This is a genomic window from Dietzia sp. NPDC055877 (assembly GCF_053615975.1).
In genome coordinates, this window is record NZ_JBSHCV010000004.1 from 17,268 (window position 1) to 35,170 (window position 17,903).

Sequence of the window (17,903 nt, forward strand, 5' to 3'; positions counted from 1 at the left end):
CGGGAGGGGTTGCGACATGACGCGTTCACACGTCATCGGGAACTGGGATCCGGAGGACACCGGCCAATGGGAGGCGGGCGGGCGGCGCATCGCCATGCGCAACCTGCGTTGGTCGGTGTTCGCCGAGCACGTCGGCTTCTCCGTGTGGACGCTGTTCGCCGTGCTGGTGCTGTTCATGCCCGAGGACGTCTACGGCCTCGGCGCCGCGGACAAGTTCCTCGTCTCCGCGGTGGTCACCCTCACCGGCGCGGTGTTGCGAATCCCGTACACGCTGGCCACGGCGGTGTTCGGCGGCCGCAACTGGACCATGTTCTCGGCGTTCGTGCTGCTCATCCCGGCCACGGCGATGCTGTGGATCATGGCCAACCCGGGCCAGCCGCTGTGGGCGTACCTGGCGGCCGGCGCGATCGCTGGCCTGGGCGGCGCCAACTTCGCCTCCTCGATGACCAACATCAACGCCTTCTTCCCCCAGGGCCAGAAGGGCTGGGCGCTGGGCCTCAACGCCGGCGGCGGCAACCTGGGCGTGGCGACGATCCAGGTGATGGGGCTGATCGTGATCGCGCTGGCGGGTAACCGGTCGCCGCACTGGGTGATCGGCCTGTACCTGCTGCTGTTGGCGGTCGCGGGTATCGGCGCGGCGCTGCGGATGGACAACCTGCCGCACCAGCCGGTCGACGTGCAGTCCATGAAGGACGTCGCGCGCGACCGGGACGGCTGGGTGCTCTCACTCCTCTACATCGGTACCTTCGGCTCGTTCATCGGCTTCAGCTTCGCCTTCGGCCAGATGCTCACCATGACGTTCATCGGTAACGGTCAGACCCCGGGCCAGGCCGCCCTCCACGCCGCCCAGCTCACCTTCCTCGGTCCGCTGCTCGGCTCGCTCACCCGAATGGGCGGCGGCCGGCTGTCGGACCGGCTCGGCGGGTCGCGCGTGACGTTCTGGACGTTCTGCGCGATGGCCGTGACCACCCTGGCGCTGGTGTACACGTCGACGCTGCAGGCGGGCGGCGACGGCACCCTGTCGGGTGGCGCGCTGGTCCTTTTCTTCGCTGCGTTCCTGACGCTGTTCGCACTGACCGGGGTGGGAAACGCCTCGGTGTACACGATGATCCCGGCGGTGTTCGAGGCGCGCAGCCGCGGCCTCGGACTGGTCGAGTCCGAGCGAGCCGCGTGGTCGCGAGCGCACGCCGGCGCGTTGATCGGGGTCGCCGGGGCGGTGGGTGCGCTCGGCGGATTCGGCATCAACATGACGCTGCGCGCGTCCTATCAGGCGTCGGGGTCGGCCACGACGGCGTTCGGGGTGTTCGCGGCGTTCTACGTGATCGCCGCGCTGGTCACCCGGGCCGTGTACCTGCGCCGGCCCGGGGTGGGCGAGGTGCCGATCACGATGACGACGACGACGCCGTCGACCGGGTCCCCGCTCACCGGTGACGAACCGGCGGCGATTCGATGACGCGAATCGCGGAGCTGCCGACCACTCCCACCGAGCACACCCACTGCCCGTACTGCGCGCTGCAGTGCGCGATGACGGTCAACCCGCGCGCCGGGCACGCGCCCGCCCAGGTGAGCCCGGCGTGGTTCCCCACCAACCGCCGTGGGCTCTGCCGCAAGGGGTGGACGGCGGCCGAGTTGCTCGACCACCCCGACCGGATCACCACCCCGCTCGTGCGCGTGGGCGGTGAGCTCGAGCCCTGCGACTGGGACACCGCGCTCGAGCGGGTCGCGGACGGCATCCGCCGTGCGCAGGCGACCGGCGGCCCGGACGGAGTGGCCGTCTTCGGCGGCGGCGGGCTGACCAACGAAAAGGCCTACCAGCTCGGCAAGTTCACGCGACTCGCGCTGGGCAGCCGGCTGATCGACTACAACGGCCGCTGGTGCATGTCGAGTGCTGCTGCCGCCGCCAACCTGAGCTTCGGCCTGGACCGGGGACTGCCTTTCCCGGTGACCGACCTTTCCCACGCGCGGGCCGTGCTGCTGATCGGCGCGAACCCCGCCGACACCATGCCGCCGTTCCTCCAGCACCTCGACGGCGCGGCCGCCGCCGGTGGCCTGGTGGTGGCCGACCCGCGGCTCACCGCGACCGCCCGGCGGGCCCTCGACGGCGGCGGGGTGCACCTTCGTCTGCGACCGGGCACCGACGCGTCGCTGCTCCTGGGGTTGCTGCACCTCGTCGTCGTCGGCGGACACCTCGACCCCTCCTACATCGCGGCACGCACCAGCGGCTTCGACGAGGCGTGGGGCCACGCTGCCGCGTGGCTTCCGGAGCGCACCGAACGGGTGACCGGCGTGTCCGTGGCACAGCTCGAGCGGACCGTCGCGCTGCTCGCCGAGGGGAAACGGGACCACGGCGACCCGGCCTGCAGTGATCAGCGCTGCGACGCGCACGGCGGTTCATACGTCCTCACCGCGCGCGGTGCGGAACAGCACGCGGACGGCAGCTCCGTGGTGAGCGCGGCGATCGCGCTGGCGCTGGCGCTCGGACTACCGGGACGGCCCGGCAACGGATATGGCACGCTCACCGGGCAGGGCAACGGGCAGGGCGGCCGCGAGCACGGGCAGAAGGCCGACCAGCTGCCCGGATACCGGTTGATCACGGACCCGGCTGCCCGCGCGCACGTCGCCGACGTGTGGGGCGTGGACTCAGCGGAGATCCCGGGGCCGGGGTTGTCCGCCTTCGAACTGCTCGACTCGCTCGGTACGCCCGGAGGGCCCTCGGCGATGCTGCTGCACGCCTCCAACCCGGTGGTCTCGGCGCCCGACGCGGACCGGGTCGTGGCCCGGCTGCGGGCGCTCGACACCTTGGTGGTAGCCGATTTCGTGCTCTCGGAGACCGCGGCGCTCGCTGACGTGGTGCTGCCGGTGACGCAGTGGGCCGAGGAGGAGGGCACACTGACCAATCTCGAGGGGCGCGTGCTGCGCCGGCGCCGCACCGTCACCCCGCCGGCCGGGGCGCGTGACGAGCTGTGGATCTGGCACGAGCTCGCCCGGCGGCTGGGCCGCGGGCCGGAGCGGTTCCCGGTCGACCCGCGGGAGGTGTTCGACGAGCTCGCCCGCGCCTCCGCCGGCGGTCCGGCCGACTACTCGGCGATCGACTGGGACCGGCTCGATGCCGGCGAGGTCCTTCACTGGCCCTGCGGCGCCGACTCGCCCGGCGGCACCCCGCGGTTGTTTCTCGACCGGTTCGCCACCCCCGACGGCCGTGCCCGCTTCGCGCTGGACGGCGTGCGGCCGCCCGCCGAGCCGCCGGATGCCGAGTTCCCGCTGCTGGGGACCACCGGCCGGCTACTGGCGCACTACCAGTCCGGCGCCCAGACCCGGCGCGTGACCGAACTCGTCGCCGCCGAACCGCGGATGTGGGTGCAGGTCCACCCGGTGGTCGCGCGGGCGGCGGGCCTGGACGACGGCGATCCCGCGCAGGTGGTGTCCCGCCGGGGGAGCGTCCGGGCCGTCGTGCGCTGCGACGAGGACATGCGCACCGACACCGTGTTCCTGCCCTTCCACTTCGGCGGCGACGGGCGGGCCAATCGGCTCACCCTGCCCGAGCTGGATCCGCGGAGCCGGATGCCCGAGTTCAAGGTGTGCGCGGTCCGGTTGGAGGCGGCATGAGCGCGCCGACGAAGCCGCAGCCGCAGGTGCCGAAGCCGGCGCCGACGCAGGTACCGACGATGGCGCCGAAGTCGTTGCCGACGCCGCAGTCGCCGCCCACTCGGGTCGTGGTGGTGGGCGCCGGGATGGCCGCCGCGCGCCTCGCCGAGGAACTGCGTGCGGGGCAGCCGGACCCGCGCCGGCTGGCGGTGACTGTGCTCGGCGCCGAACCGGAGGAGCCGTACAACCGGATCATGCTCACCCAGGCCGTGATCGCCGACCGCGTCCACCTGGCCCGACTCAAGCCCGCCGGCTGGTGGGCCCGCTCGCACATCGGAATGCGTACTTCTACGTCCGTTGTGGCGATCGATCGGGTGGCGCGTCAGGTCGAGCTCGCCGGCGGCGAACGCGTGGACTACGACCACCTCGTCCTGGCCACCGGCGCCGCGCCCCGGATCCCGCCCATCGACGGCATCCGCGGGCCCGACGGTCGGCTGGCCGCGGGAGCGTTCGTCCTCCGGGACGCCGCCCACTGCCGCGAGCTGATCGCCCATCTGGCCGCGCACCCCGGCCCGGTCGCCGTGGTCGGAGGGGGTTTCATCGGTCTGGAAGTGGCCTGCGCGCTGGCCGCGGCGGGCCACGACGTCGTCGTCGTCCATCCCCGCGCGTGGCCCATGAACGGGTGCCTCGACGCCGGCGCCGGCGCGGTCCTCGTCCGCGCCCTGGGCGCGCTGGGCGTGCGCGTGGTGACCGGGGCGCGCGCCAGCAGGTGGGAGGGGGCGTCGCTCGTGCTCGACGACGGCGAGGTCCGCTGCAGCACAGTGGTCCTGGCCACCGGGTCGGCGTCTCGTGCCGAGCTCGCGCTGGCGGCCGGGCTCGAGGTGGGCGACGGCGTGGTGGTCGACGACGAGCTGGCGACGAGCGACCCCGCGATCAGCGCGATCGGCGACTGCGCAGAGCACCGGGGAGTCGTGAGCGGGCTGGTGGCGCCGGCGTGGGACCAGGCGGTCGTGCTGGCCGCGCGGTTGACCGGCTCCGATCCGTCGGCGCGATACCTGGGCGCAGCGTCCGTGACCAGGCTCAAAGCCGACGGGATCGACGTGGTGGCCCTCGGCGAGCTGGCCCCCGACCCGGTCGCCGCCGACACGGCGGTCACCACCATCAGCGAACCCGCCCGCGGCCGCTACGCTCGCGTCGATGTGGCCGGCGGACGCATCGTGGGCGCGGTGCTGGTGGGGCATCCCGAGCCGGTCGGCGTGCTGACCCAGCTGTACGAGAGCGCGCTACCGGTGCCCGACGACGTGGTGTCGGTGGTTCTCGGTCGGGCCGAGGCGGTCCCGGCCGCGTCCCCGGCGACCATGCCCGCCGGGGCCGTGGTGTGCCGCTGCAACGGGGTGAGCAAGGGAGACCTCGTGGCGGCGTGGCGGGACGGCGTGCGGGACCGGGCCGGGCTGGCCGAGCGAACGCGCGCGGGGACCGGCTGCGGCGGATGCTCGTCGGCGGTCGAGGGGATCTGCGGGTGGCTGCGCGAGGCCGGCTGAACTCGCGCAACAGGCCGGCGAGTCGGGTGAAACACGGCGGAAATACAGGTGGGCCATGATGGGGGCGTGACCGACGCAGATGACAACGCTTCCGAGCCCCGCCGACCCGCAGCCGACCCGGTTGGCGAGCAGCCGCTGCTGGGGCGCACCATCGCTGTCACCGCCGCGCGGCGGTCGTCGGAGCAGCGCACCCTCCTCGAGCGTCGCGGCGCGACCGTGCTGCACGCGCCCGCGATGCGGATGATCCCGGTCGCCGAGGACCAACTGGTCCGCGAGGCGACCGAGCGCACCTTGGCCGCCCCCGCCGACATCATGGTCCTGACGACGGCGGCGGGGGTGCGCTGGTGGATGCAGGTCTGCGAGGAGTGGGGCCTGGCGGACGACCTGCTCGAGCTGATGGGCCGGATCCCGCTGTACTCACGCGGACCCAAGACCACCGGCGCGATCCGGGCCGCGGGCCTGCGCGAACACGCCTCCGCCGCCAGCGAGGCCAGCCCCGAACTGCTGGAGATGCTGCTCGAACGTGGTGTTTCCGGCCAGACGGTCTGCGTCCAGGTGCAGGGCGCCGGCTCGGGATGGAACCCCATGTCCGTCCTGCTCGACGGGCTGCGGACGGCGGGCGCAGAGGTGATCGAGGTGCCTGTTTACCGCTGGGAGCTGCCGGAGGATCTCGACGCGCTGGACGATCTCGTGCGCACGATCGCGCGGGCGGGCGTCGACGGCGTGACGTTCACCGCGGCGCCGGCGGTCATCGCCGTGCTCGAGCGGGCCGGGGCGATGGGTATTCACGACGATCTGCTGGACGCGCTCAACGGGCCGGTCGCGGCGCTGTGCGTCGGCCCGGTGACCGCGGCCCCGCTGATCGAGCTCGGGGTGGATTTCACCGCGCCGGACCGGATGAGGCTCGGCTCGCTCATGCGTCACACGACCGAGGTGGTCGCCGAGGTGACGGCGCCGATCATTGTCGCCGGCCACGAACTGTCGGTCTGCGCGGCCGCTGTGCTGGTGGACGGCCGCCCGGTCGAGATGTCCCCGGCGCAGTTGGCGCTGATGCGGGCGTTGGCCCGCCGGCCGGGGGCGTGCGTGAGCCGCGCGGAGCTGCTGGAGGCGCTGCCCGGCGACGGAACGGATCCGCACGCGGTGGAGACCTCGATGGGCCGATTGCGCCGGGCGCTCGGCGTCGCGGACATGGTGTCCACGGTGGTCAAGCGAGGCTATCGCCTGAACATCTGATCGGCCGCCCGGCGGAAGGTGCCCCCCGAGGTTTGGTGGCACCACTGCGAGGAGGGGCCGGTTTTTTCGCCGTGGTGTCGGCGAGAATCGCAGTGATGTCGTCAAGGTGGAGGGTCGGCGCTCGCACCCCGGGTTCACGGCGGAGAGGCAGCGTATCCGTAGCTGGATGCGCTGCCTCTCGGCCGTGGTGGGCGGCGGAGTTCAGGGCACCGCCGCCCAGGGGAAGCGGCTCAGGCCGCGATGGAATACCGGACGGCGGCCTCGGTCGCGATGACCACCGTGCCGTCACTGGCCACCCGGGCCGGGAAGACCGAGATGCCGCGCGAGGGGTCGTCGAGTCCGCGACCGTCCGCCAGTGCGTAGGCCTGCTTGCCGATGGGCGAGATCACCGCGGGAACACCGGCGCGGTCGCCGACCAGGCCGCGGCTCATCACAGCGGCGCGCGCGACCGGGTCGATGTTGCAGAGGGCGTGAACCTCGCCGTCGACCAGGTACACCGCCACCTGGCGACCGTCGGGCAGCAGCGCGGCGACACCGCGCCCGCAGAGGAGGCGGTCGACCGGGCAGACCGGGATCTCGATGGCGTCGCGGTCGGCGCGGTCGGCGCGGTCGGCGCGGTCGGCGGGGTCGGCGGACGCGGCGGTGATGCGGCGTAGGGAAGTGGTCATCGGGAGTCTCCTCGGGTAGTCGGGGGATCGAAAGTCAGCAGCGGGCGGCCATAGGGCGTGCGGCCACCGCGCGGGCGGCCGCGGCCCGGGTCGTCTCGGGCGGGAGCCGCAGGTCAGGTCAGGCGGGCGCCGGCATGGCGGGGGAGCCGAGCAGTACCGGCACCTTGCGGCCGCCGCGCTGTTCGAACTGCACAGTCGGGTCGGGCGCGCCGGGCGCGTTGACGAACGAGACGAACCTGCGCAGCTTGTCGGGGTCGTCCAGCACGGCCGACCATTCGTCCCTGTACCCGGCGACGTGTGCCTCCATCCGTCCCTCGAGTTCGGCGGCCAGGCCCAGGGAGTCGTCGCACACCACGTCGCGCAGGTGATCGATCCCGCCCTCGAGCGCCTCGAGCCACGGCGCGATGCGCTGCAGCCGCTCGGCCGTGCGGACGTAGAACATCACGGTCCGGTCGATGTGTCGGATCAGCTGGTCGTCGGTGAGATCGCCGGCCAACAGGACCGCGTGGCGGGGCGTCGCGCCGCCGTTCCCACCGATGTAGAGGTTCCAGCCGGTCTCGGTGGCGATCACCCCGACGTCCTTTCCGCGGGCCTCGGCGCACTCGCGGGCACAGCCGGACACGCCCATCTTGATCTTGTGCGGCGCGCGCAGCCCGCGATATCGCGTCTCGAGCAGCACCGCCATGCCCACCGAGTCCTGCTGCCCGTACCGGCACCACGAGGTGCCCACGCAGCTCTTGACCGTGCGCAGCGACTTTCCGTACGCGTGCCCGGACTCCATGCCGGCGTCCACGAGCCGCCGCCAGATCGCGGGCAGCTCGTCGACGCGCGCGCCGAACAGGTCGATGCGCTGGCCGCCTGTGACCTTGACGTACAGGTCGTGGTCGCGGGCGATCTCTCCGATCACGATGAGCTGGTCGGCCGTCACCTCGCCGCCGGGCATCCGCGGTACCACGGAGTAGGTGCCGTTCTTCTGGATGTTGGCCAGGAAATGGTCATTGGTGTCCTGCAGCGAGGCCTGCTCGCCGTCGAGGACGTGGTCCGAACTGGTCGAGGCGAGGATCGACGCGACGGTGGGCTTGCAGACGTCGCAGCCGGCGCCGCGGCCGAACCGTTCGATCAGGCCGGCGAACGTCCGGATGCCGGTCACGGTGACGATCTCGAACAGCTCCGAGCGGGACTGGTCGAAGTGCTCGCACAGCGCGGTCGACTGTTCCACGCCCTCCGCCTCGAGCACCTGCCGCATCAGGGGCAGGCATGAACCGCACGAGGTCCCGGCGCGGGTGCACGACTTGAGCTCGGCGACGTCGCAGGCCCCGCCGCAGATCGCCTCGCGCAGGTCGCCCTTGGTGACCGCGTTGCACGAGCAGACCTGGGCGTCGTCGGGCAACGAGTCCACGCCCACCCCGTCCGCGCCCGAGGAGCCAGGGGTGAGAAGAGAAAGGGGCGACGACGACGGCAACGCCCGCCCCAGCAACGGCTTGAGCAGCTGATACGGGCCCGCGTCTCCCACGAACACCCCGCCGAGCAGCGTCCGGGTGTCGGGGCCCAGAACGAGTTTGGAGTAGGTGCGGGCAACGGGATCGTCGACCTTCACCTCGAGGCTGCCCGGCGTGCGCGCGTGGGCGTCGCCGAAACTGGCCACGTCCACGCCCATCAGCTTGAGCTTGGTCGCGAGGTCGGCGCCCGTGAACTCGGGTCCGTCATCGGTGCCGTCGTCGGTGCCGGGCGCGTCGGGCCGGCTGCCGGCGGAGTGACCTTCAACCTCGCGGACGATGCGGGCGGCCGCGACCTCGGCGGAAGCGTAGCCGGGGCCGACCAGGCCGTAGCAGGTGCCCTCGATCGCCGCGCACTCGCCGATCGCCCACACCCGCGGGTCCGAGGTGCGGCACGCGCTGTCGGTGAGGATGCCGCCCCGCTCCGCGAGGGTCAGGCCGGCATCGCGGGCTAGTTCGTCGCGGGGCCGGATCCCGACCGAGAACACCACCACAGCGGCGTCGACGGTCTCCGTCCGGCCCTCAGTGGTCAGGTGGACGCGCAGTGCGTCGGCGCGGGTGGCGGCATCACTGCGGGTGTGGAGATCGTTGTCGTCGTCGTTGCGGTCATCCTGCTCGATCACCGTGTCGGTCACGCCCGGGTGCACGGTGATGCCGCGGTCGTGGATGAGGTCGCCCAGCAGCGCGCCGCCACGCGCGTCGACCTGCACCGACATGAGGCGATCGTTGCGCTCCACCACGTGCGGCGTCAGGCCGAGTTGGCTGAGCGCGTTGGCCGCCTCGAGTCCCAGCAGCCCACCACCGATCACCACGCCGTGGGCGCCGGGCCGAGCGCGTTCGGCGTCGGCGCGGAGGGCGTCGAGGTCGTCGAGCGTGCGGTAGACGTGGCATCCGGGCAGGTCATGACCGGGGACGGGCGGCACGAACGCGCGCGACCCGGTTGCCAGGACCAGGGTGTCGTAGGGCAGGCACTCGCCCGAGTCGAGCTCGACGGTCCGGGCGGCGCGGTCGATCGCGGTGACGAGCCGGCCGGAGCGGACCGTCACGCGCGGGTCGGCGCTGTGGAGGGCGTCCTCCATGTGGAGCGAGGGACGATCCCAACTGCCGATGTAGGCCGACAGCCCCACCCGGTCGTAGGCGGGGTCGGCCTCGTCGCCGATCACGGTGATGGCGACGTCCGCGTGGGCGTACCGCGTGCCGAGGGTGGAGACGAAGCGGTGGGAGACCATCCCGTGTCCGACGACGACAATGTGCTCGCTCATGTGTGGGTCCTCCTCCGGGCCTGTGCGGATCAGGCTAGGAAGACCGTGTTGCGCCGATGTGGCGCCCGATCACGGGTCCGTGACGTTCCGTTCACACCGCCGCGGGGCCGGGGTGAGGTAGGGACGGGTGGCGCACGCGGGGGCCACGTCGGCGTAGGTGTGACGTTCAGTCGAGCGGGAGCATCCGCGTGACCTCGGCAGAGACGTCCCCGACCTTGTCGACGTTCTGACGCAGCGTCTCCCACTCACCCTCGGGGATCTGCTTGGCGGCGTCGCGCCAGACGGCCTTGTCCGGGGTCGCCCACGCGACCGGCATGGGAGAGACGAACTGGTAGAGGTTGTCGCGCCCGCGGGCACTGCGGTTACCCACCACGGCGACGCAGGCCACGCGCTCGCCGACCTTCGACGGGATGCCCTCGATCGGTGCGCACGGCCTGGCCACCAGGACCGGGATCTTGCCGGCCGAGCGCTCGACCGCCTGGTCGGCCAGCGCCAGCAGGGTCACGCCACGCGGCCGGACCTCGGCGATCACTGCGGGGATCAGCTCGGAGGTGTCGTAGGTGGACTGTACCGAGCCCATGCGGCGGGGGATGTAGATGATCATCGCCAGGCAACCGATCGCGAACGCGATCGCAACCCCGCCCACGATCCAGCCCCACGCCGCCATTTCGGAATAGATGAGGACTCCGGCGCCGGCCGCCATGACGATCAGGCCCAGGATGGCGGCCGACCACTGCAGCCGCCGCACCTCACCGAGGTTCTGGTTGTGCTTGCGCGCCCAGGCGTCATCGACGGGGATCCGGGCGAGCCGGTACGTCTCGTGCGGGTTGCGCGGGGCGCCGCGCTTCTTGCTCGCCTTCGCGGGGCGGGCATTCTTGCTGGAGGTGTTCTTGCGGGCTTTACCGTCGGCGGCCATGCCCGCCAGTATCCCAGGCCCGGGATCGTCGGGGGATCGGGCGGGGTGCCCCGGTGGGCGAGGCCAGGGTTCCCCGGTGGGCGCCTCGGTCGAGCGGCTCAGCCGACCTCGGGGATGGGCGGGCCGAGGATGTCGTCCGCGTCGACGATCCGGTAGGCGTAGCCCTGCTCGGCGAGGAAGCGCTGCCGATGGGCGGCGTACTCGGCGTCTAGGGTGTCGCGAGAGACCACCGAGTAGAAGTGCGCCTGCCCGCCGTCGGACTTGGGCCTCAGCAACCGGCCGAGCCGCTGCGCCTCCTCCTGCCGCGAGCCGAACGTCCCCGACACCTGCACGGCCACGCTGGCTTCCGGCAGGTCGATCGAGAAGTTGGCCACCTTGGACACCACCAGCGTGGTGATCTCGCCGGCGCGGAATGCCGCGAACAGCTTCTCGCGCTCCTTGTTGGACGTCGAACCCTGGATGACGGGCGCGTCGAGCTCCTCGCCGAGCTCCTCGAGTTGGTCCAGGTAGGCGCCGATGACGAGCGTCGGCGCACCGGCGTGATTGGCGAGGATCTTCTTGACCACGGGAATCTTGGTGCGCGCGGTCGAGCACAGCTTGTACTTGTCCTCGGCCTCGGCGGTCGCGTATAGCATCCGTTCGTTCTCGGTCAGGGTCACGCGCACCTCGACGCAGTCCGCGGGCGCGATCCAGCCCTGCGCCTCGATGTCCTTCCACGGGGCGTCGTAGCGCTTGGGGCCGATGAGGGAGAATACATCGCCCTCGCGCCCGTCCTCGCGGACGAGGGTCGCCGTGAGACCGAGACGACGACGAGACTGCAGATCCGCGGTCATTCTGAACACCGGTGCGGGGAGCAGGTGCACCTCGTCATAGATCATCAGTCCCCAGTCGCGGGAGTCGAAGAGCTCGAGCGCCCGGTGTACGCCCTTCGTCTTGCGGGTGATCACCTGATAGGTGGCGATCGTGACGGGGCGGATCTCCTTGCGCTCGCCCGAGTACTCGCCGATCTCGTCCTCGGTGAGCGAGGTTCGGGCGAGCAGCTCACGCTTCCACTGTCGGCCCGCGACCGTGTTGGTCACCAGGATCAGAGTGGTGGCCTTGGCCTTGGCCATCGCGGCGGCCCCGACCATGGTCTTTCCGGCGCCACAGGGCAGCACGACCACGCCCGAGCCGCCGGCCCAGAACGAGTCGGCGGCCATCTGCTGGTAGTCGCGCAGTTCCCACTGCTCTTCCTCGGTCGACAGCGCGATCTCATGCGCCTCGCCGTCGACGTACCCGGCGAGGTCGTCGGCGGGCCAGCCCACCTTGAGCAGTTCCTGCTTGAGACGGCCGCGCTCGGAGGGATGCACGACCACGGTGTCGGCGTCGATGTCCGCTCCGAGCATGGGGGCGATCTTCTTGTGCCGCTTGACCTCGGCCAGCACCGCCGGATCGAGCGAGACCAGGGTCAGGCCGTGGACGGGGCTCTTGACCAGCTGCAGCCGGCCGTACCGGTCCATGGTCTCGGCGATGTCCACGAGCAGCGGCTGCGGCACGGGGAAACGCGAGTAGGTGATCAGCACGTCGACGACCTGCTCGGCGTCGTGTCCGGCGGCGCGTGCGTTCCACAGCGCCAGCGGGGTGATCCGATAGGTGTGCACGTGCTCGGGGGCGCGCTCGAGTTCGGCGAACGGCGCCAGCGCCTGGCGGGCGTCGGCGGCCTGATCGTGGGCGATCTCCAGCAGCACGGTCTTGTCGGACTGGACGATCAGCGGTCCACCACTCACTTCGGGCCTCCTCGATGACTCTCGCCGGGTCCGCGTGGGCCCGACCTATCCAGTGTCCTGGAAATCGCGGGACCGCGTCGGGGCCGACCGAATCGGCCTCCCGCACGAGTTCCCCCGCCCCGGTTTGGACGACCACACGCAGGGATTTCACTCGTTTCTCGCGACTGGTGTCGTCCAAGCTCTGCCGCCTGCCGCCTGCCGCCTGCCGCGTGCCGCCTGCCGCCCGCAGTTCGCTGCCCCGCCACCGCAACGGGGGCTGCGCAACGCGGCACGCGCCACCTATCAGGTTTTCGCGCCGCCTATTGCATCGTGTGCCACCCATTGGATCCGATGGGTGGCGCGCATCCTGATAGGTGGCGCGAAAATCTGATAGGCGGCGAGGTGTAGAAGGGCGGTTCCGCGATACGGATCGGCTTCCGGCGGTGGGCGCGGTCGCAGACAGCGGCATGGCAGTGGACGCAGACGGCGGCAGGGCAGCGGGCGCAGACGGCGGCAGGGCAGCGGGCGCAGACAGCGGCAGGGCAGGGGGCGCAGACCGCGGCGGGGCAGCGGGCGAAGGCGCAGGCATCGGCCACCGCCGCAGGCGCGCCCTGGCCGGCTCAGCGCGTCGGGTCGACGTCCGCCACGGAGATGACCCGGTGCAGCGGCAGGGTGACGGCCTCGGCGGTGTCGGGCTCAATGCCCTCGACGCGCCCTCCGCCCACTGACGCCGGCACGATCAGCCGCGCGGTGGACCGGCCCTGCGCGTCGACCACCGAGACGGTCACCGCGGTTCCGGTGGAGGCGGCCTCGTGCAGGCGGGCGATCGCGGCCTCGCCGGTGTAACCGCCCGCGCCGCCGGGGCCGCCCGCACCGGTGCGGGCGGCGCGGACCCGGTCGGCCGAGCGCATCGCGGCCACGGCGGCACGCAGGTCGGCGGGCCCGGGAGCGCGGGCGGGGATGCGGGGTGCGCGCCCGGGGCTGGAGGCGTGGACTCGCGCGACGGGCCGGCTCAACGCCACGACCGCCCCGGAGGTGTCCTCGACGACCGGCGCGTACCCGTCCTCCCGCAGCGCCTCGACCAGGTCGAGCGGCCGAGCCTGCGAGATGAGCACGGTCGGGGCCACCATCCGCAGGGCGCATTTCTCGGCGGCGGGCGAGCCGAGCACCTGGGCGACGAGCGACGGGTCGTCGCAGCGTACGAACGACAACGCCGTCCCCACCCGCAGTCGCCCGTGCCGGCGCGCGACGTCCTCGACGAGGTAGTCCAGCGACTGCGGCACCGGCGTGACGGAGGTGCGGGTGAGGAGGTCGCGGACCCCGGAGGCGGTGCGCCCGGCGTCGAGGGCGCGCCGCAGCGAGGACTCGGTGACGCGGTAGGTGGTGGCGGCGCCGGCTGACTCGACGTCCGCGAGCAGCGCGAACTCGGCCGCGAGCTCGGGAACGAGGGGCCCTGGCGCGAGGATCGTCAGGTCGGCCTGCACGATCACCTCGGAGACCGGGTCGGGCAGCGCCGCCGCGAGGACCGGCTCGAGTTCCTCGACGGTCGGTGCCGCGCCGGGCGCGCCGGCGGTGGTCGCGGCGGGGGAGCCGTCCACCAGCATGCGGGCGGCGCTGGTGGCGGTGGTGACGACGACGAGGCCCAGCCGCCGTGCTTCGGACACCGTCTCGGTGACCGGCGACCCGCCGGCCCGGGAGAACCACACCGGCGAGAACCAGCGCACCACCTCGGGCAGCAGTGTGTCCCCGGGTTCGGCGGCCGGGTCGAGGCGCGCGAGGGCGCCCAGGACACGCGCACGTTCGGCGGCGGGAGGCGGGCCGACGGGATCGCCGAGTGCCGGGACGGTGCCGCCGCCTTCGAGTTCGGCGCCCACCCGCCACGGTGCGCGCGGCATGGACCACCACGCCAGGACCAGTTCGGCCCAGCGCCGGGCGGGCTCCCGGGCGGACCAGATGTCGGCGGCCTCGGTGGGAGCCCACACGGAGTCGTAGGCGATGTCCCCGACCTCGGTGTCGCCCACGGCGATGAGTCCGGCCGCCGCCAGGATCTCCAGCAGCAACGGGAGCTCGGACTCCTCCAGCTGCGCGGCCCGGGCGACGCGGCGCAGCTCGCGCACACCCACGCCGCCGGCCTTGAGCGTGGTCAACGGGATCGTCGACAGGGCGGCGAGGACGGAATCGCAGCGGTGCAGCAGGTCGAGCGCGGCCACGCCGCCCGAGGCATCGGCGTTCTTGGCGGCCTTGCCGGTGCGGCCGTCCACCGGGTCGGCCCACGCGGGCAGGTCCAGCAGTGACGGGCCGCTGGTGGCGCCGATCGTCGCGGACGCGGAGGCGGAAGCGGTGCCGGAAGCAGTCGCTGCGGAAGCGGTGGCGGGACGCGCGCCGTGGCGCGCCCGGTCCAGGGCGTGGGCGCGCGGGATGACCACCTCGCCGGGGCCCGACCCGGCCCGGTCGCCGGCCGGGCCCCGGCCGCTGGGTCCGCTGGCGCCTGCGTCCCCGCCGGTGGTGATCTCGGCGAGGCCTGCGGCGGCGAGCTCGGCGGCCGCGGCCCGGACGGACTCGGACGCGCCGGATCCCAGCGCACCGACCGGGGAACGGCCGCGGGCGATCGCCTCGAGCACACCCGACGCCGGAGCGGACAATCCCGCCCACGCCTCCTCGAGCGAGGTCCCGGCGGGTTCGCCCGGGTGCGGCGCCACCACAGGTGCGGCAGAGATTGCCGACGCGGTGACCGGAACCAGCCGGGCACCGTCCTCCTCTCCCCAGATCAGGGCGAGGTCCCGGAGACGGGCGACGGCGGTGGGGAATGGGGCGGTGTCGTCGTCCTTGCGGTTTTTCTTTGACTTGTTGCTGCCGACCCCGAGACGTTCCGCGACCGCCGACAGGGGGACGGCCCCGGAATCGGCACCCAACGCGGCGGCCGTGGCCAGCACCAGTAGCTCCGGCCACGACAGCGTGCCCATCGCCCGCGCGGTGGACGCAGGCAACCGCAGCCGCGAGGCCAACACCTCCAGCGACGCGGGGGCGGGCGTGGCCACGTCCGGGCGCAGGGTGCACATGCGCACGAGGGCGTCGTCGGACTGCTCGGCGAGCCAGGCGGGAAAGCCCGGTTCGCCGGCGCTCGGGCGGGACGTGGCGCGGGAGGTCGACATGATCCGTCCCAGCCTAGTGACGTCGGCGCGGGTGTGCGCGCGTGCGCCGGGCGAGGGCCGTGACGGTATCCGACCCACTTGCTGACACAGTGCGCCCGAGGTGAGAGACTTGCAGCGTGGCTGCCAAGAAGAAACTGACCTATGACAACCCGGGATGGCCCGACGCCTCGTTCGGCGAGCACCCGGTCACCGAACTCGCCGCGCTGGTCGCGGGCGGACTGTCGCCGTTCGGCGAGGAGCGCTTCCCGCTCCCGCACGAGCGTCTGCACTACGTCCACCCGGAGACCGTGGTCAACAAGACCGTCCGGGCCTGACGCGGCGCCGACACAGCGGACAACGAAGGGCCGCCACTCCCTGGAGGGGGTGGCGGCCCTTTCGTGTGCGTCCGAACTAGGACGCGAGGCCCGTCGCGCCGTGGGTCGGTGGCCGACCCACGGCGTTGAGCATCAGTTCAGGTAGGTCGCGAAGAAGTTGTCGACCGCGTCCTGGTTGGCGGCGTAGGCGCTGTCGATGGCGTCCTGGTTGGCCTCGTAGGTCGGCAGGACCGGCAGCGCGATACCGCGGGCCACGGCCTCGTCGTGCAGCGTCTGGGCATGGTCGGAGGCGGTGACGGCCTCGGGGGCCTCCTCGGCCGCGGGAGCGGCCGGGGCCGGAGCCGGGTTCGGGGTGAGGTTGTTCACGTCACGCGGGGTCGGCGCGGAGTTCAGGCCCAGCTTGGACGAGCAGGCGGGCCAGGCGCCCCAGCCCTGGCCGGCCAGCGTCTTCTCGGCGATCGCGATCTGCTGCTCGCGCGAGGCCTGGTTGGCGGTCGGCGCGAACTGGGTGCCACCGTAGGCGGCCCAGGTGCCCTGCGAGAACTGCAGGCCGCCGTGGTAACCGTTGCCGGTGTTGATGCCCCAGTTGCCGCCGGACTCACACTGCGCGAGGCGGTCCCAGTCGGAATCCGGGGCGGCGTTGGCGCCGGGCGCGAAGGCCAGGCCGGCGGCCGAGAGGGCGGTGCCCGCGATGACGGCCTTGACGGCGGTCTTCGGCGCGGAGGAGGTGGTGGCGGCGCGGTGGCGTCCGGTGTTCGAGGTCATGTACGCGTCAGTCCTTTTCACTCTGTGCCTACGGGGTGAGCTGTCGGGTTCGGACGAGTGTGTCCGGCCGCCGCTGGCGGCTTCACCCCAAGGCGACCGTCTGGCCGCCGGGCCCGGCGTGGGCCCTGTCGGGTCCCCCGTCTCCGCCCGGTTAATGGATTGGTCACATCGGCCGCAGGGCGGAGTTCGGGGGTGCGTCCGATGCCAACTCGCTGACGAGTCTGGAAAGAACTGTAGCGGTTCGATGCGGGATCGTCACCATTCTGAAATAAAACCTGGTGGGACGGCGCGAATCGGTGAGTTGTTATCCCCCCGTTACCTGGGGCGTTACCACAAAGGTGCCGTTTGTCACACCTTCGGCGGACGTGAACCCAGAATCGCGTACAGGAGTCCCAGGACGAATCCGGTCGGTGTGAACAGCATCGCGACCAGGTAGAGGATGGTCGGCGCGTCCCGGCCGAGGATCAACGGGGTGCCCGCAGCGATGATCGTGAAGATCACGCCGATGCTGAAGATCACCATTGCGGTGATGAAGAGACCACGACGACGAGGCGCCGTGCTGCTCGCCCCGGTCACGGAAGGGGCGGCCTCGGACCCGGCCGGGGCCCAGGGGTCGGTGGCATCTGTCGGGCGCTGGTCGTCGGAGCTCACAGGGGGCAGGGTACCGCCCCCGCCGGGACGGGTACCAACGCGGATGGCTATGTGGGTAGGGGTATTGTCGGAGCATCAGTTGAGGTCGTGGTCGCGCAGGTGCGCGCCTGTGTCTAGAGGGGGATCGCGGTGCCCAGCGGCAAGGTAAAGTGGTTCGACGCGGAGAAGGGCTTCGGCTTCCTGTCCCAGGAGGGCGGGGAAGACGTCTACGTGCGCGCCGACGCGCTGCCCGCCGGGGTCGAGACGCTGCGCCCGCGTCAGCGCGTCGAGTTCGACATGGTCTCCGGCCGCCGCGGCCCGCAGGCACTGCGCGTGGTGGTCCACGACGAGCCCGCCACCGCCGGCGCCGAGGAGCGAACCCCGCGCACCGGCCCCCGCCGCTCGGCCGACGAACTCCACGGCATGGTCGAGGACATGATCAAGGTGCTCGAGTCGACCGTGCAGCCCGAGCTGCGCCGAGGCCACCGGCCCGACGCCAAGGTCTCCGGCCGGGTCGCCTCCGTGCTCCGCGCGGTCGCCCGCGAACTGGAGCCGTAGCTTCCGGCCGGATGGCAGTCAGATAGCTGAACACAGAT

13 protein-coding genes and 1 riboswitch are annotated in these 17,903 nt (G+C 72.4%); of the genes, 6 read left to right on the forward strand and 7 right to left on the reverse strand.

Annotated features, from left to right (window positions below):
- Nucleotides 1-16: 16 nt before the first annotated feature.
- The 4 genes from ACWGLC_RS06300 to ACWGLC_RS06315 all read left to right on the forward strand — a co-directional run bounded on the left by ACWGLC_RS06300 (nt 17) and on the right by ACWGLC_RS06315 (nt 6,359).
- The gene (locus ACWGLC_RS06300; RefSeq protein WP_452099092.1) at nt 17-1,453 is read left to right on the forward strand and encodes an MFS transporter; all 1,437 of its coding nucleotides are present in this window, start codon (nt 17-19) and stop codon (nt 1,451-1,453) included.
- Complete coding sequence (locus ACWGLC_RS06305) at nt 1,450-3,606, forward strand: molybdopterin oxidoreductase family protein (protein WP_452099093.1); 2,157 nt, start codon at nt 1,450-1,452, stop codon at nt 3,604-3,606. The genes ACWGLC_RS06300 and ACWGLC_RS06305 overlap by 4 nt, the downstream gene beginning before the upstream one ends.
- Nucleotides 3,603-5,126 carry an FAD-dependent oxidoreductase gene (locus tag ACWGLC_RS06310; RefSeq protein WP_452099095.1) on the forward strand — a complete coding sequence of 508 codons (1,524 nt, stop codon included), beginning with the start codon at nt 3,603-3,605 and terminating at the stop codon, nt 5,124-5,126. The genes ACWGLC_RS06305 and ACWGLC_RS06310 overlap by 4 nt, the downstream gene beginning before the upstream one ends.
- A gap of 66 nt (nt 5,127-5,192) precedes the next feature.
- The gene (locus ACWGLC_RS06315; RefSeq protein WP_452099096.1) at nt 5,193-6,359 is read left to right on the forward strand and encodes a uroporphyrinogen-III synthase; all 1,167 of its coding nucleotides are present in this window, start codon (nt 5,193-5,195) and stop codon (nt 6,357-6,359) included.
- A 230-nt stretch (nt 6,360-6,589) separates the two neighbouring features.
- Here ACWGLC_RS06315 and ACWGLC_RS06320 read toward each other — a convergent pair whose 3' ends face one another.
- The 5 genes from ACWGLC_RS06320 to ACWGLC_RS06340 form a co-directional block, all read right to left on the reverse strand.
- Complete coding sequence (locus ACWGLC_RS06320) at nt 6,590-7,027, reverse strand: nitrite reductase (NAD(P)H) small subunit (protein WP_452099097.1); 438 nt, start codon at nt 7,025-7,027, stop codon at nt 6,590-6,592.
- A 118-nt stretch (nt 7,028-7,145) separates the two neighbouring features.
- Nucleotides 7,146-9,785 carry a nitrite reductase large subunit NirB gene (gene nirB, locus ACWGLC_RS06325; protein ID WP_452099098.1) on the reverse strand — a complete coding sequence of 880 codons (2,640 nt, stop codon included), beginning with the start codon at nt 9,783-9,785 and terminating at the stop codon, nt 7,146-7,148.
- Between the two features lie 166 nt (nt 9,786-9,951).
- Nucleotides 9,952-10,701: a DUF3239 domain-containing protein gene (locus ACWGLC_RS06330; protein WP_452099099.1), complete on the reverse strand. Its 750-nt coding sequence runs from the start codon at nt 10,699-10,701 to the stop codon at nt 9,952-9,954.
- 98 nt (nt 10,702-10,799) lie between these two features.
- Entirely contained in the window at nt 10,800-12,467 is a 1,668-nt protein-coding gene (locus ACWGLC_RS06335) for a DNA repair helicase XPB (RefSeq protein ID WP_452099100.1), read from the reverse strand.
- A 599-nt stretch (nt 12,468-13,066) separates the two neighbouring features.
- The gene (locus ACWGLC_RS06340) at nt 13,067-15,598 is read right to left on the reverse strand and encodes a helicase-associated domain-containing protein (RefSeq protein WP_452099101.1); all 2,532 of its coding nucleotides are present in this window, start codon (nt 15,596-15,598) and stop codon (nt 13,067-13,069) included.
- Between the two features lie 116 nt (nt 15,599-15,714).
- Between ACWGLC_RS06340 and ACWGLC_RS06345 the strand changes: the two genes are divergently transcribed.
- On the forward strand, nt 15,715-15,912 hold the full coding sequence (locus ACWGLC_RS06345) for a hypothetical protein (protein WP_230930117.1): 198 nt from the start codon (nt 15,715-15,717) through the stop codon (nt 15,910-15,912).
- Nucleotides 15,913-16,044: 132 nt separating this feature from the next.
- Here the strand turns inward: ACWGLC_RS06345 and ACWGLC_RS06350 are convergent, their stop codons facing one another.
- A complete protein-coding gene (locus ACWGLC_RS06350; RefSeq protein WP_452099102.1) occupies nt 16,045-16,677 on the reverse strand; it encodes a transglycosylase family protein in 633 nt (210 codons plus the stop codon).
- A gap of 13 nt (nt 16,678-16,690) precedes the next feature.
- Nucleotides 16,691-16,845, reverse strand: a riboswitch (cyclic di-AMP (ydaO/yuaA leader).
- 180 nt (nt 16,846-17,025) lie between these two features.
- Entirely contained in the window at nt 17,026-17,328 is a 303-nt protein-coding gene (locus ACWGLC_RS06355) for a hypothetical protein (protein WP_230930119.1), read from the reverse strand.
- 129 nt (nt 17,329-17,457) lie between these two features.
- Between ACWGLC_RS06355 and ACWGLC_RS06360 the strand changes: the two genes are divergently transcribed.
- Nucleotides 17,458-17,865 carry a cold-shock protein gene (locus ACWGLC_RS06360; RefSeq protein WP_452099103.1) on the forward strand — a complete coding sequence of 136 codons (408 nt, stop codon included), beginning with the start codon at nt 17,458-17,460 and terminating at the stop codon, nt 17,863-17,865.
- Nucleotides 17,866-17,903 lie beyond the last annotated feature (38 nt).

Bases quoted from the DNA above. Each gene is read 5' to 3' on its own strand.
- ACWGLC_RS06300 (WP_452099092.1), top strand. From the start codon at position 17: ATGACGCGTTCACACGTCATCGGGAACTGGGATCCGGAGGACACCGGC.
- ACWGLC_RS06305 (WP_452099093.1), top strand. From the start codon at position 1,450: ATGACGCGAATCGCGGAGCTGCCGACCACTCCCACCGAGCACACCCAC.
- ACWGLC_RS06310 (WP_452099095.1), top strand. From the start codon at position 3,603: ATGAGCGCGCCGACGAAGCCGCAGCCGCAGGTGCCGAAGCCGGCGCCG.
- ACWGLC_RS06320 (WP_452099097.1), bottom strand. From the start codon at position 7,027: ATGACCACTTCCCTACGCCGCATCACCGCCGCGTCCGCCGACCCCGCC.
- nirB (WP_452099098.1), bottom strand. From the start codon at position 9,785: ATGAGCGAGCACATTGTCGTCGTCGGACACGGGATGGTCTCCCACCGC.
- ACWGLC_RS06330 (WP_452099099.1), bottom strand. From the start codon at position 10,701: ATGGCCGCCGACGGTAAAGCCCGCAAGAACACCTCCAGCAAGAATGCC.
- ACWGLC_RS06340 (WP_452099101.1), bottom strand. From the start codon at position 15,598: ATGTCGACCTCCCGCGCCACGTCCCGCCCGAGCGCCGGCGAACCGGGC.
- ACWGLC_RS06350 (WP_452099102.1), bottom strand. From the start codon at position 16,677: ATGACCTCGAACACCGGACGCCACCGCGCCGCCACCACCTCCTCCGCG.